Annotated in this window: 22 protein-coding genes and 1 pseudogene; 11 read left to right on the top strand and 12 right to left on the bottom strand. The window is 60.9% G+C overall.

Going from position 1 to position 24,701, the window contains the following annotated elements; all coding sequences use genetic code 11:
* Positions 1–119: 119 nt before the first annotated feature.
* Positions 120–803, top strand: coding sequence for a hypothetical protein (locus HDF15_RS06500; RefSeq protein WP_184253890.1), 684 nt, complete (start codon positions 120–122; stop codon positions 801–803).
* A 76-nt stretch (positions 804–879) separates the two neighbouring features.
* Here the strand turns inward: HDF15_RS06500 and HDF15_RS06495 are convergent, their stop codons facing one another.
* From HDF15_RS06495 to HDF15_RS06485, 3 genes are all read right to left on the bottom strand, one after another.
* Positions 880–2,367, bottom strand: a complete 1,488-nt coding sequence (locus HDF15_RS06495; RefSeq protein ID WP_260330892.1) for a hypothetical protein — start codon at positions 2,365–2,367, stop codon at positions 880–882.
* A gap of 195 nt (positions 2,368–2,562) precedes the next feature.
* A complete protein-coding gene (locus HDF15_RS06490; RefSeq protein ID WP_184253886.1) occupies positions 2,563–3,621 on the bottom strand; it encodes an LLM class flavin-dependent oxidoreductase in 1,059 nt (352 codons plus the stop codon).
* A gap of 32 nt (positions 3,622–3,653) precedes the next feature.
* Positions 3,654–4,649, bottom strand: coding sequence for a RimK family alpha-L-glutamate ligase (locus HDF15_RS06485; protein ID WP_184253884.1), 996 nt, complete (start codon positions 4,647–4,649; stop codon positions 3,654–3,656).
* 155 nt (positions 4,650–4,804) lie between these two features.
* Here HDF15_RS06485 and HDF15_RS06480 point away from each other — a divergent pair, with 155 nt between their 5' ends.
* Complete coding sequence (locus HDF15_RS06480) at positions 4,805–5,509, top strand: CoA transferase subunit A (RefSeq protein ID WP_184253882.1); 705 nt, start codon at positions 4,805–4,807, stop codon at positions 5,507–5,509.
* Positions 5,506–6,189 carry a 3-oxoacid CoA-transferase subunit B gene (locus HDF15_RS06475; protein ID WP_184253880.1) on the top strand — a complete coding sequence of 228 codons (684 nt, stop codon included), beginning with the start codon at positions 5,506–5,508 and terminating at the stop codon, positions 6,187–6,189. The genes HDF15_RS06480 and HDF15_RS06475 overlap by 4 nt, the downstream gene beginning before the upstream one ends.
* Here the strand turns inward: HDF15_RS06475 and HDF15_RS06470 are convergent.
* A complete protein-coding gene (locus tag HDF15_RS06470; protein ID WP_184253878.1) occupies positions 6,186–6,779 on the bottom strand; it encodes an RES family NAD+ phosphorylase in 594 nt (197 codons plus the stop codon). The genes HDF15_RS06475 and HDF15_RS06470 overlap by 4 nt on opposite strands.
* A gap of 38 nt (positions 6,780–6,817) precedes the next feature.
* Positions 6,818–7,192 (bottom strand): antitoxin Xre/MbcA/ParS toxin-binding domain-containing protein, encoded by a 375-nt coding sequence (locus HDF15_RS06465; protein WP_184253876.1) that lies wholly within the window; start codon positions 7,190–7,192, stop codon positions 6,818–6,820.
* Positions 7,193–7,318: 126 nt separating this feature from the next.
* Here HDF15_RS06465 and HDF15_RS06460 point away from each other — a divergent pair, with 126 nt between their 5' ends.
* The gene (locus HDF15_RS06460; protein ID WP_184253874.1) at positions 7,319–7,609 is read left to right on the top strand and encodes a type II toxin-antitoxin system ParD family antitoxin; all 291 of its coding nucleotides are present in this window, start codon (positions 7,319–7,321) and stop codon (positions 7,607–7,609) included.
* Positions 7,610–7,631: 22 nt separating this feature from the next.
* A pseudogene (locus tag HDF15_RS06455) lies at positions 7,632–7,910 on the top strand (type II toxin-antitoxin system RelE/ParE family toxin); the annotation flags it as partial.
* Positions 7,911–7,979: 69 nt separating this feature from the next.
* Here HDF15_RS06455 and HDF15_RS06450 read toward each other — a convergent pair.
* The 3 genes from HDF15_RS06450 to HDF15_RS06440 form a co-directional block, all read right to left on the bottom strand.
* Positions 7,980–9,443, bottom strand: a complete 1,464-nt coding sequence (locus HDF15_RS06450) for a DEAD/DEAH box helicase (protein ID WP_184253872.1) — start codon at positions 9,441–9,443, stop codon at positions 7,980–7,982.
* 359 nt (positions 9,444–9,802) lie between these two features.
* A complete protein-coding gene (locus HDF15_RS06445; RefSeq protein ID WP_184253870.1) occupies positions 9,803–10,864 on the bottom strand; it encodes a glycosyltransferase in 1,062 nt (353 codons plus the stop codon).
* 1 nt (position 10,865) lies between these two features.
* Positions 10,866–12,416, bottom strand: coding sequence for a lipopolysaccharide biosynthesis protein (locus HDF15_RS06440; protein WP_184253868.1), 1,551 nt, complete (start codon positions 12,414–12,416; stop codon positions 10,866–10,868).
* A gap of 212 nt (positions 12,417–12,628) precedes the next feature.
* Here HDF15_RS06440 and HDF15_RS06435 point away from each other — a divergent pair, with 212 nt between their 5' ends.
* From HDF15_RS06435 to HDF15_RS06420, 4 genes are all read left to right on the top strand, one after another.
* Positions 12,629–13,918 (top strand): ROK family protein, encoded by a 1,290-nt coding sequence (locus HDF15_RS06435; protein WP_260330891.1) that lies wholly within the window; start codon positions 12,629–12,631, stop codon positions 13,916–13,918.
* 336 nt (positions 13,919–14,254) lie between these two features.
* On the top strand, positions 14,255–15,742 hold the full coding sequence (gene xylB, locus HDF15_RS06430) for a xylulokinase (RefSeq protein WP_184253864.1): 1,488 nt from the start codon (positions 14,255–14,257) through the stop codon (positions 15,740–15,742).
* 147 nt (positions 15,743–15,889) lie between these two features.
* Positions 15,890–17,302, top strand: a complete 1,413-nt coding sequence (locus tag HDF15_RS06425) for an L-fucose/L-arabinose isomerase family protein (RefSeq protein ID WP_184254366.1) — start codon at positions 15,890–15,892, stop codon at positions 17,300–17,302.
* A gap of 111 nt (positions 17,303–17,413) precedes the next feature.
* Complete coding sequence (locus HDF15_RS06420; protein ID WP_184253862.1) at positions 17,414–18,454, top strand: aldose epimerase family protein; 1,041 nt, start codon at positions 17,414–17,416, stop codon at positions 18,452–18,454.
* Positions 18,455–18,713: 259 nt separating this feature from the next.
* On the opposite strand, the gene HDF15_RS06415 is transcribed toward HDF15_RS06420, so the two are convergent.
* Positions 18,714–20,600, bottom strand: a complete 1,887-nt coding sequence (locus HDF15_RS06415; RefSeq protein ID WP_184253860.1) for a M61 family metallopeptidase — start codon at positions 20,598–20,600, stop codon at positions 18,714–18,716.
* A 303-nt stretch (positions 20,601–20,903) separates the two neighbouring features.
* Here HDF15_RS06415 and HDF15_RS06410 point away from each other — a divergent pair, with 303 nt between their 5' ends.
* Positions 20,904–22,340 (top strand): sodium:solute symporter, encoded by a 1,437-nt coding sequence (locus tag HDF15_RS06410; protein ID WP_184253859.1) that lies wholly within the window; start codon positions 20,904–20,906, stop codon positions 22,338–22,340.
* 118 nt (positions 22,341–22,458) lie between these two features.
* Entirely contained in the window at positions 22,459–22,788 is a 330-nt protein-coding gene (locus HDF15_RS06405; protein ID WP_184253858.1) for a hypothetical protein, read from the top strand.
* Between the two features lie 285 nt (positions 22,789–23,073).
* Here HDF15_RS06405 and HDF15_RS06400 read toward each other — a convergent pair whose 3' ends face one another.
* From HDF15_RS06400 to HDF15_RS06390, 3 genes are all read right to left on the bottom strand, one after another.
* The gene (locus HDF15_RS06400) at positions 23,074–23,757 is read right to left on the bottom strand and encodes a radical SAM protein (RefSeq protein WP_184253857.1); all 684 of its coding nucleotides are present in this window, start codon (positions 23,755–23,757) and stop codon (positions 23,074–23,076) included.
* 97 nt (positions 23,758–23,854) lie between these two features.
* On the bottom strand, positions 23,855–24,232 hold the full coding sequence (queD, locus tag HDF15_RS06395; protein WP_014267958.1) for a 6-carboxytetrahydropterin synthase QueD: 378 nt from the start codon (positions 24,230–24,232) through the stop codon (positions 23,855–23,857).
* A 47-nt stretch (positions 24,233–24,279) separates the two neighbouring features.
* Positions 24,280–24,528 carry a hypothetical protein gene (locus HDF15_RS06390; RefSeq protein WP_184253856.1) on the bottom strand — a complete coding sequence of 83 codons (249 nt, stop codon included), beginning with the start codon at positions 24,526–24,528 and terminating at the stop codon, positions 24,280–24,282.
* Positions 24,529–24,701 lie beyond the last annotated feature (173 nt).

The raw sequence follows: 24,701 nt of genomic DNA, 5'->3' as shown, positions 1-24,701 counted from the left end.
CTGGCAATGACCTCTAAGGTATCCCCCAGATGCGAGGGTCCTTCGCCGATGGCTCAGGATGACGGCGAAAAACAAACAACGACAAGCTCCAGGCTGGGATTGGTACTGAGGGTAATAGAATGCGGCGAATCGCAATGATGCTGTTGGCATTAATGAGCGTAGCTCTCTGCGGACGAGCACAAGACCCGCTGAAGACGCTGCCGAAAAACTACCGGCTGGAGTTCGAAGACCCGTGGGTGCGCGTGATCCATGCGCACTACGGCGCGGGTGAGCATGTGCCGCAGCACGACCATCCGAAGACGCCGACGCTGTACGTCTATCTCTCCGATGCAGGGCCGGTGAAGTTTATCCATACCGGCGATGACGATTTCTCCATCACGCGCCAGCCGGTACATACCGGGCAACTGCGGCTGAACGCAGGACGCGAGGAGACACACAAGGTCGAGAGCCTGAGCAAGACGCCAAGTGACTTTCTGCGTGTCGAGTTCAAGACGCTGCCCTTGCATCTCGACTCGCTGCACGCGCGATCGCCCGCAGCGGGAGAGGCCTTCTGGCATGCGGCACAACCGGAGAAGGTGGAGTTCGAAGACACGCATATCCGCATCGTGCGGCAGGGAGTCCAGCCAGGAAAGAGCGCCCTTCTGCATTCGGAGGCGAAACACATGGTGTGGCTGGCGATTCGCGTCGATGACGCGCAGTGTGCGGGAAAGACAGCGCATGCAGGTGAGAGCTGGGATGCGGCGAAACTCAATGTGCAGGCGGGGGCGAAACGGGTGGAGTTTTTGCGGGTCGAGTTGAAGTAAGGTGTTATCTGTATTTCGTCGTCATCCTGAGCCTACGGCTCAGGATGACGACGAAATACAAAGACGGCGCTAAAACCTACCCCTGCGAACCGTACAACAACACGGCACTGGCAGGCGCAACAATCGACGCCTCACGAAACTTCGACGGCTCCGTAAGTTCTACCTTGGTAGAAGCCAACGAAGGCGCGCTCAACGTGAACGCCAGGCTATAGCCCGCCAGATCGATGTGAAGCGCTTTTGCCTTGTCCTTGTTGATGATCGCGACAACGATCTGGCCGGTGGGCAGCTTCGCCGCAAAGGCCGTGGCGTTCACCTCGCCGGGGTTGAAGTCGACCGGGATAAACGTCGCCCCGGCAAAGTGCCCAGCGAACCGCATGCCGTAAGACACGGGCTCTGCGACATAGAGGCCTTCGACCTCGGCGATGGGGGTATAGAAGGGGCGCGGGTGCGGAGCCTTGGGGTCGGGCATCAGCAACTCGCCGGGCAGCGTGCCGCCGAGCGAGTCCGCCACAGCCTTGCCGCTGCCGCCGTGCAGGTTTGCACCCGCATAGCCAAGCGAGGCGAGGGTCAGCAGGTAGTCCGCCGACCAGAGCGCCGCGCCGAAGACATCCGACATGCCAGGGCGACCGCCACGGTAGCAGCTATTGCCTTCGGTCATGCGGTACTTCGTGCCGACCCTGGCGGCTGCAGCGCGGGTCGTCTCGGCGACGCTCTGCACCTTGGGATTGGACTTGAGCAGCTCATCGAGGTTGGCCTTGGGGTTCGACGGCGGCCCGGTGAAGTAGTAGTGGTGCGAGATGGCGGCGATCTCCGGGTGCTCTTGCATAGAGGCGAGGCGGGTGGAGACAGTGGTAGGCCACTGCGGATTTCCGGCGACGTCAGGCAGGCCGAAGCGCGCGGAGGGAACGCGGGCACGAATGGCGTTGGCGGCGGCCAGCCACTCGTCGAAATAGGCGTCGGCGGACCACTTGGTCTTGTCGCGGAAGCGGCGTGTGAAGCCGTCGGGCTCATTGCCGATCTGGAAGTACTCGAGCTTGGCGCCGAGCGTTTTGGAGACGAAGACAGCTTCTTCCGCAGCGCGTGCAGGCGTGCTGGTGCCGAGATTAATTCCGTACAGGCAGGTCCAGCCGGTCGCGTCGAGGAAGGAGCGGAGATTCGTCACGGCCTCGGGTGTAACCGAGTAGGCGAGCTCCTGGAAGGGGCGTTCGTCCGGGCCTGGTGTGACGATGACGACACTGGGCGGCAGCGGCGGCTGCTTGCTGGCGGGGGTGGGCTTCCACCAGCCGACGTCGGAGGTGTTGCCGCCGATGCGGAGAACACCGTTCGGAGAAAGCTCGCGAAACCGCGCGACGAGGCCTTCGTTGTTGGCCGAGAAGAAAGCGGGGTCGGAGAGCTGCTGCGTCTCGTAGCTCAGGCCGATGAAGTTCTGCGGAACCGTGGGGCCGGGGGCGTCAGGATGCAGCGTAAGCTTCGCGGCAGCGGCAGGAGATTGGGCAAGAGCGCGGAGAGAGGGAAGCGTCGCCGCAGTGGCGGCGGTCGTAAGCAGAAAGCGTCGGCGGTCCATGAACTTCATGCACAGAAGGGTATGGGTTATAGACGAGAAGTTGCAAGTGTAAAGCGCTTTTATTGGGTGTAACGCTTTTCTGCCGCCAACTGAGATGTAGCCGAAGACACCTGCTTCCTGCCCGGCCCCACAAACTTCGGGGGCCAGGTCGGAGCAGAGTGGTTTGGCTTTGAGTTACGAGCTTCGAGAGGCGAGTTACGAGTGCTGCATGACCTGCTTCGCGAAGCGTGCCATCTCAGTGTGCTGCGGTGAGGATTGCAGCAGCACGAGAGAGCAGCCAGCGCCCTCGAAGTCAGCGAGGCGCTGCTTCACCTGTTCGGGTGTGCCGACGAGGCCACTGTGCAGGCCGCGATTGGAGACAGAATAGTCGCGCAGGTTGATCTTCTTTTCAAGCTGCGAGCCGGTGACCCACTGCTGAAAGTTGGCGAAGCCGGCGGGCGATTGCGAGGGGTCGGGCTGCGCGGTAATGCGATCGACCTCCTGCTGCGCTTCGGCCTCCGAGTCGCGCACGATGCAGTAACCTGTGACGCCGAAGGTCATCGGCGGCAGGCCTGTTTTTTCGCGGCGCTGCTTCATGTCGGCCACTTTGGCGGCGATGGTATTGGGATCGTCGCCGTGCATCAGGTAGGCATCGCACTTGGCGGCGATGAGGTTCTTCGCGGTCTCCGATTCGCCCCCGGCATAGAGCGTGGGACGGCTGGAGTTCGCGCCTCCCGAGTAGGTGCGATGCGGGAACGGTTTGGGCGAAAGAAGATTGTCTTCTACGTTGTAGAAGCGGCCGGTATGCGAGGTGTGCTGCTGACTCCAGCAGTTGTCGAGGACATCGAGCCACTCATTGGTGCGGGCGTAGCGGTCATCGTGCTCGTCGAAGGCGATGCCGTACTTCTTCGCCTCGTCCGCCCACCAACTCGAGACGACGTTCAACGTCAGCCGCCCGCTGCTGATGCGGTCGATGTTCGCAGCCTGCTTGGCGAGCAGCGCGGGATTGTGGAACGTGGGACGGACCGCAACCATCAGCTCGAGCTTCTTCGTCACCGCTGCAAGCGCCGCGGCGGTCGACCAGGCATCGAGCGAGTCGGACTCGGGGCCCTTGATGTCGTTGAGGTTCAGCTCGGCGATGAGGGTGAGGTCGTAGCCGAGCTCTTCAGCCTGCTCGCAGAGCGCGCGAGTATATTCCCACGTCGCGGGCATCCGTTCGTCGTCAATGTTGCGAAGCCAGCCGCCGAAGACGGGAAGCCAGAAGCCATAACGCATGTGTTGTCCGATCTCCGTTCGCGTGTTGTCCGTTACTGTGCGCTGAGAGCGGACACGCCGGCCTCAGCTTCGAGCCAGTCCACCAGCTTCGCAAAGGGATCGAAGCCGATGACGTTGGGGCCGTCGGCAACAAAGTTACTCAGCGCATTGGTGTCGTAGTAGTAGCGCTGGCCGTCGCGTGAGTCGGTGATGTACTCCACGCCACCGATGTCGATGCCGGAGTGCCGCATAATCGTCTCGACGTCCGCAATCGCTTCGGCCGGGGGTTGATAGCCTTCGACCGTGATGCCGGACTTGGGGGCGTCGATGGCGCAGGCGGCGCGGTTCAGGTCGACACCGGTCGTCGTACGGCAGATGTCCGCGGGGCACAAGTCGAAGGTCTCGCCCGTGATGTGGACCTTGATCGCATAGAGGAACTTGCCGTTCAGCACTTCGACGCGGACGATGTGCGCATCCTGTGCGGGGATGAACTCCTGCACCAGGGCTGTCGAATCGAGGCCGAACTGAAGCGCGTCCGGGGAACCGGGCTCCGCAGCAATTGCGGCGCGCAGCTGCGACATGCCGTCGAAGCGCTTAACGCCCGCACCGCTGCCGCCGATGTTCGGCTTGACGACGATGGGCCAGCGCAGACCCTCGCTCGCGGCCTCCGCCTGTGCAGGCCGGTGGATGACGCGGGCCTTGGGGTAGGCGATGCCGAGCGAGTCCATCAGCGTAAGCTGGCCGGCCTTGCTGAGCTCCGAGCTGAAAGCCTTGAAGCCGTTGATCACCTTCACGCCGCGGCTCTCGAGGTGCTCGAGATAGCCGAGGGTGTAGAAGATCTGGTCGCCATGGTCGCGATTCCACGCCGACGGCGACATGCGGTTGAAGATCAGCGAGTACTTCTCCTCGGGATGATCCTCGGGCGAGTAGAAGTGGTCAGGCGCAAACAGCTTCACGTAAGGCGTGCCGCGACGGTCAAGCTCGGCAAAGAGCGGTTTGAACCAGTTCGGCTGTTCATAGTAGATCGCGATGGGGAGTGAGTTCGGCATCTTGTTCAGGATAAGACGTGCGAGGGGGTCTTGGCGATACAGGGCGATGCGGGTTTGACCTCGCTTCCGTGAGACGCGTACTCTCGGCTTTCGGTCTGCGCCGGTTACAGGCCGGAAGAAAATGACGCCGGGCAGTGGTCCGGCGGGTGTAACGGATGAACAAGGTCTTCGAAAGTGCGGATGCGGCGTTGCACGATGTGCCTGAGGGTGCGACGGTGATGCTGGGCGGTTTTGGGCTGTGCGGTATTCCGGAGAACTCCATCGCGGCGCTGGTACGGCGCGGCGTGGGGGGGCTGCACACCATCTCCAACAACATGGGAGTCGACGGCTTCGGCATGGGCCTGATGCTGGAGGCCGGGCTGATCGCCTCGCACACCGGAAGCTATGTCGGTGAAAATAAATTACTGGAACAGCAGGTGATCGCGGGCAAACTGAAGGTCAACCTGATCCCGCAGGGCACGCTGGCGGAGCGGATTCGTGCAGGCGGAGCGGGGATTCCCGCCTTCTACACCCCGGCGGGTGTAGGCACAGTGATCGCCGAGGGAAAAGAGACCCGCGAGTTCGACGGCAAGATGTACCTGCTGGAGAAGGCCTTACATGCGGACTTTGCCCTGATAAAGGCCTGGCGCGGCGATCGCGCGGGAAACCTCGTCTACAGGCGAACGGCCCGGAACTTCAATCCGATGATGGCCACAGCGGCGCGCGTGACGGTCGCCGAGGTCGAAGAGCTGGTCGAGCCGGGCGAGCTGGATCCGGACCTGATTCATACGCCAGGAATCTACGTGCAGCGAATCTTCTGCGCGCCGTGCGAGAAGCGGATCGAGCGAAGAACCGTGCGCAAGGTGGAGGCACCCCGATGAGCCCTGAGATATTGGCAAAGACGGCAGATACGGCCAAGCGCGACCGCATCGTGCGGCGTGTGGCGCAAGAGCTGCGCGATGGCTTTTATGTGAACCTCGGCATCGGCATGCCTACGCTGATCGCTAACCATGTGCCGGCGGGAATGGATGTCGTGCTGCAGTCCGAGAATGGGATGCTCGGCATTGGACCCTATCCGCTGGAGGGCGAAGAGGACCCGGACCTCATCAATGCGGGCAAGGAGACGGTATCCGTGCTGCCGGGCACCTCATTTTTCTCGTCGGCGGAGAGCTTCGCGATGATCCGCGGCGGGCACGTCGACCTGAGCATCCTGGGCGCAATGGAGGTCGACGAGCAGGGCTCGCTGGCCAACTGGATGATCCCCGGCAAGGTCGTCAAAGGCATGGGCGGGGCGATGGACCTGGTAGCAAGCGCGCAGAGGGTGATCGTCGCCATGGAACACACAACCCGCGAAGGGCGGCCCAAGATCCTGCACCGCTGCACGCTGCCACTGACCGGTGTGGGCGTTGTTCATACGATTGCGACAGAGCTGGCGTGGATCGTAGTCACACCGGAGGGACTGGTTCTGGAAGAGATCGCGGAGGGCGTAACGGTGGAACAGGTGCAGGCCGCGACGGAGGCGAAGCTGATCATCTCGCCGAGCCTGAAGACGATGCTTTAGAGCTTTAAGCCTATTGGTTTCGGAATCAACCCGGTCACTTCGGCTTGCAGAAGACCGTTCTGGTCGAGCACCGCGACGCGCTCTCCAACAACGAGGGATTCGATAAGAATATCCAGGCAATACCCTTGCGGATTCACGGCGCTTGGGACCTTCAGAGCAGATATCTTTCCGGAGCGAAAACAGGCCTGGCCGAGTTGTTGCGTAGATGTCTCCTCATTGCGCGCATTCGCGATGAAGCGCGAAGGAGTATTGCTGATCAACTCCTCATGCGAGGTGCCCAGATCGGCATAGAGGTTCTCAACTGTAAGATCCAGAACGCGCAGCAGCGTGCAGTCGAGCGTGAGAATCAGGTCTGGGTTGCGAGGTACGCCGCGCAATCGCTCCTTGGCGTCGAGGAAGAGAGCCTCAACCTCGAGCAGCGCGGTCAACTGGCTGTCCGCGCTATAGAGGACTGGAAACATGCGCGGCGCATTGAACCGGCCGCCGCGCTCGAAGGCTCCGATGGCAGACAGAGGCGATGCCCGCCACCGGTCCGCGATAACGCGAAAGCTGAACCCTGCGTGCGGAACGAGCGGGGCTTTCTCCAACACCGGAATGAGTCTTTCAACAGAATGCAATGGCTACTCGATCAGGCGGGTTGCCGGACATTCATAGCATCGACGAATAGCTCCAGCGGAGCAAGATCGCCGTTCTGGATGAACTCGATCGGAGCATGGTTCTCAAGATGCCGATTGGGCGCATTGAGAAAGATGCGCGCATTGCCTTTATCGCCAGCGTAGAGGTCCACGAGCGCCACCCAGATGCGATAGAGCCGCCGCAGGCCGCCTTGCAGGCTGCTGGCATCGGGATGCTTGCGGACGCCGGGAGCCTTGCGGCCAATGGCCTCCGCAATCGTGCCGACGGGGACATTCATCTCGCGAGCGATCCGCGCCGCGTCCAGACGACCGGTCTGCGGATTGAAGAGCACGGGTTCCGTCACTTGAAATACATGAGCAGCAGCCATCGAACACCTCCAATTAGGATAATAAGGTATCGAAAAGGTTGCGTCAAAGTAGCTTTATTGTACCTAGACCCACGTCATAAGCTGATTGAGGCAAGAAGTAGTAAAATTTGCTACTGTGAGGACTTTATGCCGGATATCCAAAAAGTAAGCGTTGCGCTAACAGGCGAACAACTCACAGCGCTGAAAGCCGCTGTTGAAACCGGGGAGTATGCAACGACCAGCGAGATCGTCCGTGAGGCCCTTCGCGATTGGCAGTTCAAACACGAACAGCGTCAGTTGGATATCAAGCGGCTCAGGGAGATGTGGGCAGAGGGGAAGGCCAGCGGACCTGCTGTGCCTCTGGATTTTGCCGAATTGCGACAGGAAGCCCGGCAACGATTGAGCGCTGCCACAAAGCGGCGAGCCAATGAACGTTGAGCTGGTTTAGAGCCCGCAGGCTCGCGAAGATCTACTGGATATCTATGTCTATATCGGCATGGACAACCCGAATGCCGCAGAACGACAGTACACCGCAATTGAGGCTACAGCAGATCACCTGGCACAATTGCCTCGACTGGGAACTCGCCGTCCCGCCATCTTCGCCTCTGCGCGGGTCCTGATCGAAGGACCGTATTTAATCCTTTACGAAGCCCATCCAGACACCGATGAAGGTGCGGTCGAGAGAGTGGAGATCGTCCGAGTCGTTGATGGCAGGCGCGACCTAACTCGTCCGTTTTAGTTCCAAAACAAGAAAGCCCCTCTTTGCGGCGGTAAATCACCGCAAAGAGGGGCTTTCTTATTTCATCCGTTAGCGTCCGCGGCTGGCGCCACGACCGTTGCGCGGTCCGCTACGCGAGCGGCCACCACCGGCAGGGCCACGTGAGCCCGAGTTCGAGCGGCCGAAGTTGCCGCCGCCGCTACGCGAACGCTGCGGTGTCGGCTGGCTGCTGGAGTCGGCGTCGCCACTCTTCCAGCTGCGCGTCTCCATCTGTAACAGATCACCGCCTGCAGCGTTGTTCATATCGATGGGCTGGTTGCGCTGTTCCTTCTCGAGGTTCTTATCGGCCTCGTGCCACTGGAACTTGATCTTCAGCTCACGCTCCAGCTTGCGGGCGTCGCCCTTTTCGAGCGGCGTCACGAAGGTTGTCGCCACACCCTTTGCGCCTGCACGGCCGGTGCGGCCGATGCGGTGAACAAAGTCATCCGAGCCATTCGGCAGGTCGTAGTTCACGACATGCGCGATGTGCGAGACGTCGATACCGCGGGCGGCTACGTCGGTCGCCACCAGGATGCGGGCCTTGCCCATGGTGAAGTTTCTGAGAGCCGCGGTGCGCTGCGACTGTGAGCGGTCGCCATGAATGACCTCGGTCAGATGGCCGGCCTTCTCGAGCTTCTTGGCGATGCGGTCCGCGCCGTGCTTGGTGCGCGAGAAGACGAGGTAGGTGCCCTCTTCTTCCTTCAGCATCTTGTCCAGCTGCGCGAGCTTCTGGTCCTGCATCACGGTGTAGACGCGCAGTTCGACGCGATCGCTCGGCTTCGAGGTCGTGCCGATCTCAATGCGGACGGGGTTGTTCACGTAGTCGCGAACGATCTCGCGGATACTGGCATCCAGCGTGGCCGAGTAGCACATGGTCTGGCGGTCTTTCGGCAGGGCCTGCACGATGCGCTTGATGGCGGGGAGAAAGCCCATGTCCAGCATGCGATCGACTTCGTCGAGCACGAGCATGTCGACGTCCTTGAGCGAAACCGAACGGCGGCGCAGGAAGTCTTCCAGACGGCCGGGGGTTGCAACCACCAGGCGCGGGCCACGGCTCAACTGCTCGAGCTGCGTGTTCTCCGAGAGACCACCGCAGACCAGCACGGCATCGCTCTTGAGCGTGGGGCAGATCTTGAAGTAGGAGTCCAGCACCTGCATTGCGAGCTCTCGTGTAGGCAGCAGGATCAGGGCCAGGATGGGGTTCTTCGCGCCGCGGGTCGAAGGCTTCGAGATCTCTTCGAGGCGATCGATCATGGGGATCAGGAAGCTGAGGGTCTTGCCAGTGCCGGTAGAGGCGGTAGCAAGGATGTCGTCGCCTTCAAGCGCGGGCGGGATGGCTCCGGCCTGCACGGGCGTCGGCGTAACGAAGCCGGCGGCGGAGAGGCGATCCTTGAGGGGCTGCGAGATGTCGAAGTCGGCAAAGGTGACGGTGGTAGCTGCGTCGGTGGCGGTAATGGTCCGCGTGGGTTCCAGGGGTTCGGGGTTCAAAATTGATTCAAGCGTAAGAGTAGACAAGATATTCCTTCAAAAACAGGTGGATGAAGCGGCGAACAAATGCAGAGACGCAGACCGGCATAGGCGCACGATAGGCGTCATGGATTCCGATTCAGCATTGCCTGGTTTCATTCCCATTTCCGAAGCTCGGAGGGTTCGAAGCACTGCTGCTGCACGGCGAGGAAAGTCCCGATGGACCGACCTTCTAGCCAGAGCAACCAACGCACATAAAGCAAGCGGTGGAAGGGGTACGGGGTGGTTGGCGTTCGCGGTCTCTGGCCAGACTCGAATCCATTTGGAGTCATCTGCCCGCGGCGCCCTGCGTTTTAGTTTCCAACGCAATTCCATTGTAGCACGTGCGATGTTCGCGCTGGAGCGCTCTACGTCTGCTTCCGCCAGAACCCCGGCAGATGCACCATGTAAATCAACTTGCTGAGCATGGCCGTCACACGCGTATAGAGCTTCGCCAGCGGAAGCGGCCACGTCAGCGCCGGACAGGTAAAAATCCAATAGCGCGGGTTACTCCCGAACGTCTGCTGCAGAGCAGCGTGTGCTTCGTCGAGCTTCAGCGTCTCGTTGCCGGCGCTGCGGACATCCAGCAGGATCGAAGGGAACCAGCGCCGCAGCGTGAAGTTGAGGATCGGGTCCGAGAGGTCTGGTCTGCCTGGCAACAACCTCGTCACGTTGCCCGCCAGGTGTTCGCCGAAGACCCTCCCCAGGGAGTAGCCATTCGCATTGCCCTGGCGCGCCGCTACCGGACGCTCCCACAGCACGATGGAGCGGCGATGATGCAGCAGCAGGGGCAGCGCCCACGACAACTGCACGAGGTTCGTCCCGATAAAGGCCGTTGGATCCTCATGCGGCAGCGATTCGAGGCGTTCCTTGTTCACCACCATGCCGCTGATGAAGGTGAACATGATGTTCACCACCATGCTGACGTCCTGCGGATTGCGCAGGGTATGGAACCGGCGACCGAAGGGGTCTGCCTGCCGCTCGCGCTGATAGTCTTCGCGGAAGCCATAACTCGTGGCATAGACCAGGTCGACGTCCGAGGGCCTTCCCTCCGCATCCTGCAGATGCGGCATAAGCTGTGCCAGACCTCCGGGAACGATAATGTCGTCGTCCCCGCACAGCCAGAAGAAACTCCCCCGCGCACGGTGATAGCAGGAGACAAAGTTGGCGTCGGAGCCGATGTTCTCGGCATGGCGTTGGATCTCCAGTCTGATTCCCTGGGCCGCAAAGCGCTCTTGCGCGGCGGCCAGGACCTGGGGCGTGTCGTCCGCGGAGGCGTTATCCGATACCAGCACCTCGACCTGAGGATAGGCGACAAGCTGCGGCTCAAGAACCGTCAACGCCGCGAGGAGATCCTGCGAACGGTTGAAGGTCGGAATCGCGATCGTCAGCAGAGGCCGGGCTGTGGAATTGGAATCGGAAAGCGTCATCTCAGGCCTCATGCCAGATTCTTCTCCACTTCAGGAAGGTGTAGGTCCCGTAGCCCAGCCCGATAACAGCCGTCCCCAGGGCATACGAGGCAGCGATGCCCCAGGCGCCGCCGTGCGGAGACTGCATGGTGCCGATCACCAGGGCAACAGGGATCGAATACAGCGCACCCAGGATGGAATTCACCATGAACTTCTCCTGTTTGTGCGCGCGGATATAGAGGGCCTCGGCAGTAACCACCACGTTGCCGACGGTACCGAAGAAGAGCATCGCCAGTGGGATCGGAGACAGCAGGCGGTTCGCCAGAAGGACGCCGTGCATCTTCACCTGGTGCACCAGCAGCCACTGCACGACGACCCAGACGGCGACACACGCCAGCACAGCCGCTCCCGTAGATTGCACCAGCGCTCGCGTGAAGACGCCGTCGAGCTTGCGGTACTCCTTGCGCGCGATCATCTGCCCGAAGGGCGAAGCTTTCGTGTTCATCCAGGAGACGGCCATCGTGCTCAGGGTGGCGCATACGGTCAGGCTCATGCCCAGGCGCCCGGCTTCGACCGGCCCGCGCGAGTTCATCAGTACCGGGACGAAGAGTGAGCTCGTCAGATATCCAGCAAGCCACGAAACAGCGATCCGCCATTGGAACGGCCAGATCTCCTTGCCCCAGTCGATGCGGAAGTTCCGCGTACTGTAGCGCAGCAAGGGGAGCAGCAGGTGGCGCTTGGTGAAGATGAACCATCCCCCCGCAATCGCCTGCCCCAGGATGAAGAACCCCGGAGCATAGAGGCCATGATGCAGCAGAAAGGCGCTCCAGCCCAGAACCGTACTCAAAAGAGATTGACGGAGCCGCGTGCGGTAGACCTCGGGAATATAGCCGCAACCTTCGAGGAAGGAGAAGATGGGGTCGATCTGAAAGGTGCAGCTCGAAGCGAAGACCACCAGCAGCCAGGGGAGCACGAAGTGAACGTCGCCCGCGTTGGATTTGTTCGCAATGTGGCGAAAGAAGGCGATGCCGACCGGCATCAGCGTCAGCGCCATCAGAATGGCGGCGATGGTGTACCAGCGAAAGGCCTTCTGCAGCACCGAGGCGAGGCGTGCGTGGCTCTGTTCCGGGCCCGTGATCGTTCCGTCGGGCGCAATGGTGAGGTGCGCAGCCTCATGGGAGGCCGCCTGCAGAATGACGACCGAGAAGCCCAGCTCGAAGATGATCTGCATCTGAACGAGCGAGTAGAAGGCGTAGTAAAAACCCTGATCCGCAGGAGAGAGGAAGCGCGCAATCAAGGCCAGGGTACCGATGCCGGCCAATGACGACCAGCCGCGCGCCAGCACAGTAAACGCTATGGCGCGGTCGACGCCGATAAAGTGCAGGAGACGACGTAGCAGACCAGTAGGGGCGCCAGCAGGCTCCGGATCTGGATGCGGATGGAGCGGCGTCGCCTCCGGTGGCGATGGGGGCAGCGTGGCATCCGGCTGCACAAAGGCGGCTTCGCCCGCTGCCGTGAGCGCGCTCTCGGAGTCCTGGGGTTCCGTCGTCTTTGGGGTATTGGGTATCGGCATCCGGCTAAAGAGAGACTGGCATTCCTGCGAGAAAAGACTACTGAAATAAGAGAGGCAGCTCGGTTGCCGGAGAGCACGACAGGGGTGTTCCGGGGTAAAGTTTATCAGCCATTGAAACGGCATTGAACGAACGACTCAGAACACTAGGACGCACTTCACGCGGTTTGGGATGCTGCAAGCATTTTTTCGCGTGTCGTATGATTGTGACCACCATGAGCAAGAAGCGCATCGCCGAATCGGCGGCCAGGCAATATGTATCCGGAAGATCTCATGGGGTCCGCAACATCGATCTCTCCTCCGCGCAATCAGCCTCCAGTGAGATAGCGCGCGACATCAACCGGGATATCGTTCTCGAGTTCATCCGCTTTCGTCAGCCGGTCTCACGCGTCGATCTTTCGCGCCTCTCCGGCCTGCAGCCAAGCACCATCTCCGCCATCGTCGAGCAGTTGCTCGAAGAAAAGTGGATCAAGGAAGGTGCCGTAGTACAGGGAGCACGCGGCCGTCCGTCGACCATGCTCTCGGTCAACTCCGACCTCGTAACACTGGCCCTGGACCTTCGTCCCGACCGGGCCATCGTGGCCATCATCGACCTCAGCGGACGCTTTCTCGCGCATGAGACAGTCATGCTGTTATCGGACCCCACTGCGGCCATCGCCCGCATCGTGGACAGAATGCAGCAACTGCGCAAGCAGCACGCCGACAAGTCGTTTGAAGGTGTCGGCGTAAGCGTCCCGGGACGCGTTCACCCCGTCACGCAGCGCATCCTGATGGCCCCCAACCTCAAGTGGCATGACTTCGACCTCAAAGGGGCGCTCGAAGCCGGTCTCGGTCTGCAAGTAGAGCTCGACAACGACGCCAACGCCTGCCTCGCCTCGGAGCTCTGGAACGGCCGCCTTCAAGGCGTGAAAAATGCCGTCCTCGTGGCTATATCCGAAGGCGTCGGCACGTCCATCTTCGCCGGAGGGCAGCTTCAATCCGGGTTCAACGGCCTTGCCGGAGAGTTCGGCCACATCCCCGTCGACTCCTCAGGTCCGGTCTGCGGTTGCGGCCAGCGCGGCTGCTGGGAGATCTTTGCCTCCTCGCGCGCAGCACTCCGTATCTACAAGGAGCTGGCCCCCAAAGCTCCAAGCTGCAATATCCAGGAACTCCTGCGCATGGCGGAAGAGGGAGAAGCCGCTGCCGAGAAGGCAGTCTTCCGGCAGGCGAAATCACTGGGGCAGGGACTGCGCCTGATTACCGCCGCGCTCTCGCCGGAGCTCATCCTCATTACCGGAGAGATCACCTCCTGCTGGGACAAGTTCGGCCCGACCGTAGAGCAGGAGCTGCAGGCGACCATGCTGGTAAAGCCCGCTCCACGCCTGGCCATCGCCGGGGACGGCTATCTCGCCCGGCTCAGCGGCGCCTCCGCCATGCTGCTGCATCGGCACGCCGGCTACCATCGCTCCACGCACCCTGTGCGAGCGAGGAAGCGCCCGGCCAAAACTGCCCGGAAGAAGAAATAAGCCAGGGGGAACGTCATACCCTTGGCGACACGGTTTCATGGCACGTAAAGCAATCGCGTTTGATTTTCACTACGAGCGCAAGTGTCAGGCGTACCCGTCGGAATCACCACCGATCTAAGCCCCAGAGGGGTTTAGACTCAGACTCGTCTCCACCTCTATTTCTCCATCTGTATCTCCTTGCGATAGTCTGCCCTTACGGTCTTTCCTGTCCGGGGATTTAAACGCGATTGCCCTGTCATCGCATACCCTTTGCCTTGACAAGGACCCCACCTCTAACATAATTTCGAGACACGAAAAATAGTTATCGTTTGCTATTCATTAGGGCAAGGACAGTTGATGTATCTCGGAATTGATTGCGGCACGCAGGGCACCAAGGCGCTTCTCATGGACGAGAACGGCAATCCTCTAGGCAGAGGCTATGCCGCGCATGCGCTCATCGAACGCCCGAACGGCGCACGCGAGCAGGACCCACAGTGGTGGGTAGATGCTATGTGCGACTCCGTGAAACAGGCGTTGGCCGGAGTCCCCACCGCCGACGTCCTCGCCCTTGGCGTCTCCGGTCAGCAGCATGGCCTGGTGGTGCTGGATGCAGACCTTCAGGTCATTCGCCCGGCCAAACTCTGGAACGATACTGAGACCACACCCCAGAACGCTGAGCTGATCGAACGCCTCGGCGGCAAAGAGGCCTGTTTCCAGCGCTTCGGCATCGTGCCGCTCACAGGCTACACCGTGTCGAAGCTGCTTTGGCTGAAGGAGCACGAGCCGGAGAACTTCGCCCGCGTCCGCCATATTCTTTTGCCGCACGAGTATCTGAACTTCTGGCTGACCGGCAGGCTCTGCGCGGAGTACGGCGACGCCTCCGGCACGGCCTTCTTCGATGTCCGCACGCGCCAATGGGCCAGGGAAGTACTGGACGAGATCGATGGCGGCAGCGGACAGCTCTATCGCGCACTGCCGGAACTCCTCACCTCCGAGCAATCAGTCGGAACACTTCGTGAAGAAGTAGCCGCGCAGCTTGGCCTGCCGCAGACGTGCCTCGTCTCGACCGGCGGCGGCGACAACATGATGGGTGCGATCGGCACGGGCAACGTCCGCGAGGGCGTCGTCACGCTCAGCCTGGGCACGTCCTCGACGGTGTATTCCTACACCGAACAGCCTGTGCTCGATCCCACCGGCAACGTTGCGCCGTTCTGCTCTTCCTCCGGCGGCTGGCTTCCCTTGGTCTGCACGATGAACGCGACGAACGTCGTGACACAGACATTGACCGTGCTGGGCAAGACGGTCGCGGACATCGAGCCTGCACTGGCTTCGACGCAACCCGGCAGTGAGGGCCTGTGCTTTCTCCCGTTCCTGAACGGTGAGCGAACCCCCGATCTTCCGCAGGCGCAGGGTTCCCTCGTCGGACTCACCGCCAATAACTTCACCCCTGCAAATATCATTCGTGCCGCTATCGAAGGCGTCAGCTTTGGAGTTCTGAACGGCCTGGAACTCATCCTCCACGGCAAGCAGGCCGAGGTGATCCTGGTCATCGGCGGAGGAGCGCGGTCCGCCGAGTGGCGGCAACTGCTGGCCGATGTTACCGGGGCCACCATCCGCGTCCCGGCTGAGGCCGAGGCCGGGTGCCTCGGAGCGGCCATGCAGGCGGTCCATGCCTACAGCCACTCCATCGGCCTCCCCCAGAGCTTCACCGAGATCACCGGCCGCTGCGTCCGGCTGGAAGAGAGCGGCACGGCGACTCCGAGAAGAGAGCTGCGCGAGGCCTACCGCCAGGCCATGGCAAACTATCGTCTGCGCCTGACGGAACTCTACGCGGTGAGTCTGTGACGTAATCGACAGACATCCTGAGAGAGGCGCGCCGTTCCTGGCGTTTGGCGGCTTCTTTCGATTCACCTCGCTCGCCCGGAGGTATAACGCATACCAGCGTAGGGGCGATAGATTAACAAAGTTTAGAAAGACTTTTCGGAGAACATGATGGGCAGACAGATGACGATGGGCGTAGTGGTGGGCAACCGTGGGTTCTTTCCGGGCCACCTGGCAACAAGCGGACGATTGGAGATGATCGCCGCGCTGGAAGCGGCGGGAATCAAGGCCATCGTGCTGACGCCGGAAGAGACGGCACACGGCGCCGTCGAGACCTATGAGGATGCAAAGAAGTGCGCGGCCCTGTTCAAGAAGCACGCTTCCGAGATCGACGGCATCATCATCACACTGCCGAACTTCGGCGAAGAGCGCGGCTTGGCCGACGCACTGCGGCTCGCGAATCTTCAGGTCCCGGTGCTCATCCAGGCCACACCCGACCACGCCGGCAAGATGGGCATCGCGTTCCGTCGCGACAGCTTCTGCGGCAAGATGTCGATCTGCAACAACCTGAAGCAGTACGGCATTCCGTACTCGCTGACCACGCTGCACACAGAGGCTCCGGACTCGACCGAGTTCAAGAGCGACCTGCAGTGGTTCGCCGCAGTCTGCCGCATCGTGCGCGGGTTGAGGAACGTGCGCTTCGGCGCAATTGGCGCGCGTCCTACGGCCTTCAACACCGTGCGCTACTCGGAGAAGCTGCTCGAACGCTCCGGCATCACCGTTGAGACGCTCGACCTGAGCGAGGTCATGGGCCGCATCGAGAAGTCGAAGGACAATGACGATGCCGTGCAGGCCAAGCTCGCGGCCATCAAGAAGTACATTCCCATCGGCGACACGCCTGAAGCGGCACTGATGAAGATGGCCAAGCTGGGCGCGGTGATCGATGGCTGGATGGCGGCGTCCGAACTCACGGTCAGTGCCGTGCAGTGCTGGACTTCGATCGAAGAGTACCTCGGCATCGTGCCCTGCACCGTGATGTCGATGATGAGCGAGCAGCTCATCCCCTCGGCCTGCGAGGTCGATATTCTCGGCACGCTTTCGATGTACGCGCTCACGCTGGCCAGCGAGACGCCCTCGGCCCTGCTCGACTGGAACAACAACTACGGCGACAACCCGGACAAGGCCGTCTGCTTCCACTGCTCGAACCTGCCCAAGCACTTCTTCCGCGAAGGCGTGAAGATGGACTACCAGCTCATCATCGCGGGCACCGTGGGCAAGGAGAACGCGCATGGGACGCTCGACGGTACCGTCAAGGCCGGCGACATGAGCTTCGCGCGCTTCTCCACCGACGACTTCCAGGGCCAGATCACCGGCTACGTCGGCCAGGGCCGCTTCACCGACGATCCTCTGCAGACCTTCGGCGGAGCCGGCGTCGTCGAAATCCCCCACATGCAGAAGCTGCTGCGCTATATCTGCGAGAACGGCTTCGAACACCACGTCGCAGCCAACTTCGCCTCCGTCGCGGGGCCTGTGTACGAGGCGGCGAATAACTATCTCGGCTGGAAGATGCATCGCCACGAGTAAGGGTTTTCAAAGCAGCCTCACACTGACAGTGAGGCTGCTTTTTCTCGCAACTCAAAACTCATCTCTCGATACTCATCACGAAAACCTGTACCCTGCTTAGGTCGCTTACATATGTCTTCCATCACACAGGTCCAATCCATCGCCTGGGGCACGACGCCCCAGGGAGAGTCCGTCCATCTCTTCACCCTTCGCAACGCGCAGGTGGAGGCCAGCATCGCCACCTACGGCGCACGGCTCACCTCGGTGCGCACGCACGACCGCAAGGGCAGGATGGGGGAAATCTCGCTCGGCGCGGATGAACTGGCGCCGTATCTGACCAATACGTCCTACATCGGCGCAACGATTGGCCGGCTCGGCAACCGCCTTGCGAACGGCCGGTTCACACTCGATGGAACGGAATATCAGATCCCGCTCAACAACGGCCCCAACGCGCTGCACGGCGGCCCTATCGGCTTCGACCGCAAGGTGTGGGCGGCGAAGGAAGTCCCTGACGGCGTGGAGATGTCTTATGTCTCCCCCGATGGCGAGATGGGCTTTCCGGGGACGCTGCGTGTGACGGTGCGCTATACGCTGACAGACAACAGCCTGCGCCTGGACTACGAGGCTTCCTGCGATAAGTCGACCATTGTGAACCTGACGAACCATGCCTACTGGAACCTGACTGGAGACATGGGCGACCTGTCGCACCACGTGTTGAGGCTAAACTCCGAGAGCTTCACCCCGATCAACAGCACGCTGATTCCCACCGGTGAGCTTCGCCCGGTTGAAAACACGCCGCTCGACTTCCGCACCCCGAAAGAGATCGGCCTGCGGTGGGACAGCGACGACGAACAGGTGCAGCTCGCGGGTGGATACGACCATAACCACGTGCTGGCAAGTGCTGAAGAGCCTCTGAGGCTCGCGGCAGAGGTCACCGAGCCAGTCTCAGGCAGGACGATGCAGGTGTTCACAACCGAGCCCGGCGTGCAGTTCTACTCCGGCAACTTCCTCGATGGATCGTTCCAGGGCCGAGGCGGCAAGAGGCGCTCAGGCTTCTGCCTCGAGACCCAGCACTTTCCGGACTCGCCCAATCAGCCTGAGTTCCCCTCGGTGCGTATTGAGCCGAATGCGCCATTGCGAAGCACGACAGTTCATCGTTTCTCGGCAGCATAAGGCTGTAAGGCCATAGCCTGGGTGCCCCATCCTCGACGCGCGTTTTTTTGCGCGGCAGGGTGGGGTATCGCACGAAGCACGACCGCCTTTGGCTTGTAGCGGCAACCGTGCCCGAATAGAGGAGAGCGGTCGTTTGCTACCGCAAACGATACCCCCGACGCAGAGCGCGCTTCGAAGATCTGTGAGATTCGCTTAGCGTCCATACCCCACCCTGCCGCGCATAAAGCCGCGCGTCGAGGATGGGGCACCCAGGTTCGCATTACTTCGTCATCGGTTGCAGAATGTCATCCATCCGTGCCGGTGTGCCGCTGACACGCTCCATCTGCGGATACTTCTCGCCATCGTGATAGTCGAGACGAATCACCTTGTAGTACCCCGTATTTTCGACGATGAACTCGATCGCAGGACCCTTGCCCGTGGCTTCCTTGATCGCAGCATGCAGCAGGCCGCCCGTAAAGGCACGTCCGTTGACCGCAAGGATATGCATGCCGGGGCCGAAACCGGCCTTGTCCGCAAGGCTGCCGACGATCACATCCCCCACGCGGCCATCTCCGCCCACCAGCAGGCCCAGCGAGAACTGAGCGTACACCGTGCCGGTCTGCGACTCCGTCAACTGCTCCCAGTAGTTCTGCTTGTCCGTGTAGGTGAGCTTGTAGCCGCTCAGCGCAGCGATGCCCGCAACCTCCGGCGCATGGAACTCATTCGAGTCCAGACGCTGATGCAGAAAGCCCGCCCAGTCGTTCGGCACGACAGCGTTCAGGCCTGCCACCACATCCTCAAAGGTGTAGGGAACGACCTTCGGGCCGGTGTTCCCGCCAAAGCCGTGAAAAGCCGCCGTGAAGTCGTCGATGTTTTTCTTGCCGTTGGTCTTCTCGCGAATGGTGAGGTCGATCTCGAGCCAGAGCAGCTCTCCCTCGTCGTAGTAGTCCGTATCGCGGCGGAAGTTATCGTAGGAACCGCCCGTGCTGTAGAGCACCTGCGCCATGGTCGCGGTGTCCTGCAGATCGCGCCACGTGCGGCCGGGACGAGCATCGTTGAGATAACCGGCGACGGTGGCCAGGCGGTCACGATAGACCGACGGCGCCCAGATGCCGCAGCGTGCGGCGAGGATGTCGCCGAGATACTCAGTGAGACCTTCATAGACCCAGAGCAGATCGCCCTCCATCGGCTTCTGGTAGTTGTCCGTGGCCAGACCCGCAGGGCGGCGGTACTTGCCGTTCCACGAGTGCGTGAACTCATGCGGCAGCAGCAGTCCGTTGGCGATGAACTGGTTGTCGTCGACAAAGGTCTTCTCTCCGACGCGGTCGTCGGACGACTGGTGATGCTCCAGGCCGAAGTGCGAGACCTGATCGCTGAGCGTGACGAGGAAGTGATAGCTGGCATAGTGGCGCGACTTGTAGAGTGCGCCGGTCTCGCGAACGAGCTTGGAGAACTGGTCGATGTGCTCCTGCGAGAGGTCGATGTCCTCCGGGCCGTCTCCGGCGAGATCGAGGAAGTGCTTGGGGCTGACCTCAGGAGCCAGCGGAATCTCGCGGAACCAGCGGCCTGCAAGGACGGGCGAGTCGATGAGCTGCTCGAGAGACACGGTCTTAAAGCCGATGTTATTGCCTTGCGGCTTCGAGGTCGCTTCCAGTGCGGTGCCGAAGTTCCAGCCGCTGGGAACCTTGAGGGACGGCGTAATCATCACGTCAGAGGCCTTGGCTCCGTCCGGATATACCAGCAGCTCGTTCCAGCTCAGCAGCGCGAGGTTGGCGCTGGTGCTTGCCCCGGCAGAGAAGCCCTGCGCGGCGGCGGTGGCGAGGAAGTCCATCTTGACGTCGAGGTTGGAAGCTCCCGCAGGAACGGTGATGTGGTACGCGTACATATCAACCTTGTCGCGCTCCCACTTCACGGGCTGTCCATTAGCCGTGATGACGAAGCCTGCCTGGTTGTCGATGGGGCCTGTGGGGCCGTGCTCACCGGGAATCCACTTCGGGTAGACCAGCGTCATCGGGCCCGGCTGTACGGGGATGGTCTCGGTGGCGTGAAGGATCTTGCGGGGGGCGTCGGTGAGATCGACAGCGAGTGCGATGGGCGCTGTCTGGGCCGAAGCAACGACAGCACAGCCGCAGAGAGCGGCTAGGGGAACAAGGCGGAACAGGGACATTCGTGGAACTCCTGAAGAGGTGCTGCGCAAGCAGATGATTAAAGATACGCGCGGAGAGGGGAAATAGTTTGTGGTGGAGCTTTTCGCCGTCATCCTGAGCGGTACGCGAAGGACCCCCGCATTCTGCACGATGCCAGATGGAGCTAACACTGTCTATGCATGCACCGCTGGCTGAGTTCAGCCTACTCTCCGGAGACACGAGTGGCAGCCCTAGATGCGGGGGTCCTTCGCCTACGGCTCAGGATGACGGCAAAAAACAAAAAGCGAAAACGACTGCGTCTCCGCTAGAATTGGCGCACGTACATGAATCTTTACGCGATCGTTCTCGGCATCATTGTCATCACACTGCTCAGCGTCTCGCTGGCACGTCTGGGTAAAGTAAAAACCAAAGCCGACTATCTCGTCGCGGGACGCTCCCTGCCCGCGTTCGTGCTGGTATTTACGCTGCTCTCCAGCTGGATCGGCTCAGGCTCTCTGCTCGGCGGCGCGGAGAACGCCTACAGGCATGGCTTCGCCGCGCTTTGGCAGGGCGGCGGCGGATGGGCCGGTCTGCTGCTGATCTACTTCATCGCGCCGCGCGCCAGAAAGTTCGCGCAGTTCACCATTCCCGACCTGCTGGAATCGCGCTACAACCAGACGGCACGCGTGCTCGGCGTCATCGCCGTGCTGTTCACCTACACGGCCATCACCAGCTATCAGTTCATCGGCGGCGGCGATATCGTGCATCTCATCTTTCCCTCCATCACAGCCGTTCAGGGGCAATATATCCTGGCGGGCTTCGTGATCGTGTTCACAGCGATTGCGGGCATGGGCTCCGTCGCCTACATGGACGTGGTAATCGGACTGCTGGCGACGTTCACGATGCTTGCCGCGCTGCCGGTGCTGGTACATCTTGCAGGCGGATGGAAGGGAGTTCGCGCAACGCTGCCTGCGACGCACTTCCAGGTATTCGGCGATCTCACCCCGATCAATGCGCTGGAGTTGTTTTTGCCGACCTGCCTGCTGATGCTTGGCAACCAGTCGATGTACCAGAAGTTCTTCTCCGCCAGGAGCGAGAAGGACGCGACCCGCGCAGTGAGCGGATGGATCGTCGGCACGGTCATTCTGGAGACGATCATCGTAGCAATTGCGATCGTGGGTTCGGCGCTGTATCGCACAGGCGAGGTGCATGACCGTCCGCGCGAGATTCTTGCCTACACGGCTATTCATGGCTTCGGTGGCTCTAAAGCGCTCGCAGTACTCGGAGCCCTGCTGGTCGGAGCGATCTTTGCGAAGGTGGTTTCGACGGCGAACAACTATCTGTTTTCGCCTGCGACCAATCTCGTGAACGACGTGTTCGCGCGTTACATCAAGCGCGATGCCTCGAACAAACAGATTCTGCTGGTGTCCCGTTTGATGGTCGTAGCGCTGGGCCTCTGGGCGCTGTATCAATCGCTGGGCACGACCTCGGTGCTGAAGAAGTCGCTCTACGCCTACACCATCTATTCAGCAGCGCTAACGCCGGTGATCCTGGCGGCCTTCTTCTGGAAACGGGCGACGGCGGCAGGTGCGGTGGCCAGCATCGCAGCCGGAACCGTGGTCACTGTCGCGTGGGACTCGCTGACGCCGCATCTGCCGCCGGTAATCGCCGCGCGCGATGCCATTCTGCCTGCCCTGGTGGCCTCTTTAATCTGCCTGTTTGCCGTAAGCCTGGCGACAAAACGGCCCAGCGAACAGCAACTGGCGCCCTTCGCCAGTTGATCCCGAAGACCTGCGTTAATAGCTCATCAAATGTGCCTTGCGGAAGCCACCGAAACGAGGCTCTCGGTATCTAATGGCGGCAGGTGGGAAAGACTCCTGCCGCCAAGGAGAGAAACGCATGGCATACATCAACCTTGCTACAGATAGCACTACCACCCTTCGCCCCCTGACCGGCGATGATGCAACCGCAACCTTCGAAAACGATCCACGCTTTGCGGGATCGGACGCCGCAGCCTTCGCCTCCAGCGAAAACCTCAACGTCGCAAGCGCCGAGGAAGATGAGGACGACTTCGAAGACGAAGACGAGACCGAAGTCGCCGAGGATGAGGATGACGAAGAGGACGATGAAGACGAAGATGAAGACGATGAAGATGAGGACGAAGACGAGGACTCTGACGACGAAGATGAGGATGAAGACGACGCCGTCGCAGAGAAGCAGGCTGCGTAGTTTCTCACCTGGGGTTTAGCTCGCTCCACCCCCAATTTTTGTCATCTCGACCGGAGCGCGGGCCCCCCAGGCGAACGTCTTTTGTTCGCTGGGGTGCAAGCATGACGGCTTTATGTCATGCGTAGTGGAGAGACCCGCAGTTTGCTTGCCCAGCCAATATCGTTTGGGCAAACAAACTGCGGGTCTCTCCGTCCTGAGCGAAGTCGAATGGACGGCGCAAAAGCGCGCCTTCGGTCGAGATGACAAGTTTTGGGTGGGTCAAAAACGATAAAACATACAAAGCAGCTACACGCCCTTCTTGCGAGGCTCCCAGATGTACTTGTGAATCTGCAGGCTCAAGCGGGCAGGCAGGCCATCGGCCAGCATCCACTCCACGACAAAACGCGGATCGAGCGTCGCGTTATCCGTCGTACGCAGCTCACTCGGAGCCTTGCTGAAAGCGGGCGAAAGCAGAATGCTGCCACACTTCGTCTCTAAGGCGTGTGTACGGATAAAGTCACGTGCAAACTCGTAGTCCGCGCGGTCGCTCAGCACAAACTTCACCTCGTCGTGCAGTGTGAGCGCCTCGAGATTCGCCATGTGGAACGAGTTCGCCGCCGAACCTGCGCCCGGGCACTTTACATCGACGATCTTGTGCACCGCCTTCGGCACATCGGCCAGGGGGCGTTCGCCGCTGGTCTCCATCATCAAGGTGTAATTGGCGTCGAGTAGCCGCTGCATCAACGGCAACAGCTCTTTTTGCTGCAGCATCGGCTCACCGCCGGTGAACTCGATCAGCGGGCAGGGCTGTAGCGCTTCGATCTGCGCGACGATCTCGTCAGCCGTAAAGGGCTTGCCACCAGTGAAGGTGTACTCGGAGTCGCACCACGCACAGCGTAGATTGCAGCCGGCCAGACGCACGAAGATGCACGGAACGCCTGCGAAAGAGCTCTCGCCCTGGACCGATTTATAAAGCTCGATGAGATGCATGGGGTTCCTTGAATCACTTACTACAGCGGGAAGCAGATTCCCTTCGGGAATGACAACAAGAAAAGCAAAAGCTAAAGACAACAACGAAAATCTATTGTTATTCGTAGTAACGCGCGAAGCTGGTGTCCGTCTCATAGACGGTGCAATCCTTCACCCGCACTCGGCCCTGCGCCATGTTGAGGAGCTGGCTGGCAGTCTGCTCGAAGAAATACCGCGCAAGATTTTCAGCCGACGGGTTGAGCGTCGTAAAGGGCTCGAGGTCGTTGATCATCTGATGGTCCAGGTACTCGACCGTCGGGCGCAGGACCTGCTTCAGCAGCTTGAAGTCGAGCAGCATGCCGGCCTCATCGAGCTCTGAGCCGACGAGGGTGACGAACACGCGGTAGTTGTGGCCGTGCGGGTTTTCGCATTTGCCGTGATAGTTGCGAAGGTAGTGGCCCGAAGAAAACCCGGCCTGTACCGTGACTTCAAACATGATGGGTGCAGCTCCAATCGAGGCGCGATTGAGCGCCATCAACCATTCTACCGGTGGCGGCGCTTTTGCTGGCGCTGTTCCGCGTCGCGGCGCTCGGCCTGCTCAAAGAGCGACGACAGGATACCCCCCAGTGCCACGGCCAGCGCGACGACCAGCAATCCGAGCCCCATGGTGCGCCAAAGCCGGATATCGCCGGGCGAACCGGGCTGCTGCGCGATATTGGTGAACGACAAAATGCCGCAGACCAGCGCGAGAATGCCGAGTGTGGCTGCGAGGATGTAGAGGTTGCGTCCCAAGTGAATGGCTCCGCTTCCAGTCTAGAGGAAATGGGCTGTAAGCTTCGGCACAGATGTCGTCGTTGTTTGTTTTTCGTCGTCATCCTTCTATGAAGAGAGGCGTAGTTGTCCAGGGGTATTTTGCGAACAGATTGCGTACAGACTTCTATTCGTGCTCATGGCACACAAGGGAG

This window comes from Granulicella mallensis (genome assembly GCF_014203225.1).
Taxonomy (GTDB): domain Bacteria; phylum Acidobacteriota; class Terriglobia; order Terriglobales; family Acidobacteriaceae; genus Granulicella; species Granulicella mallensis_A.
This window is presented reverse-complemented; position numbering and strand designations above follow the sequence as displayed.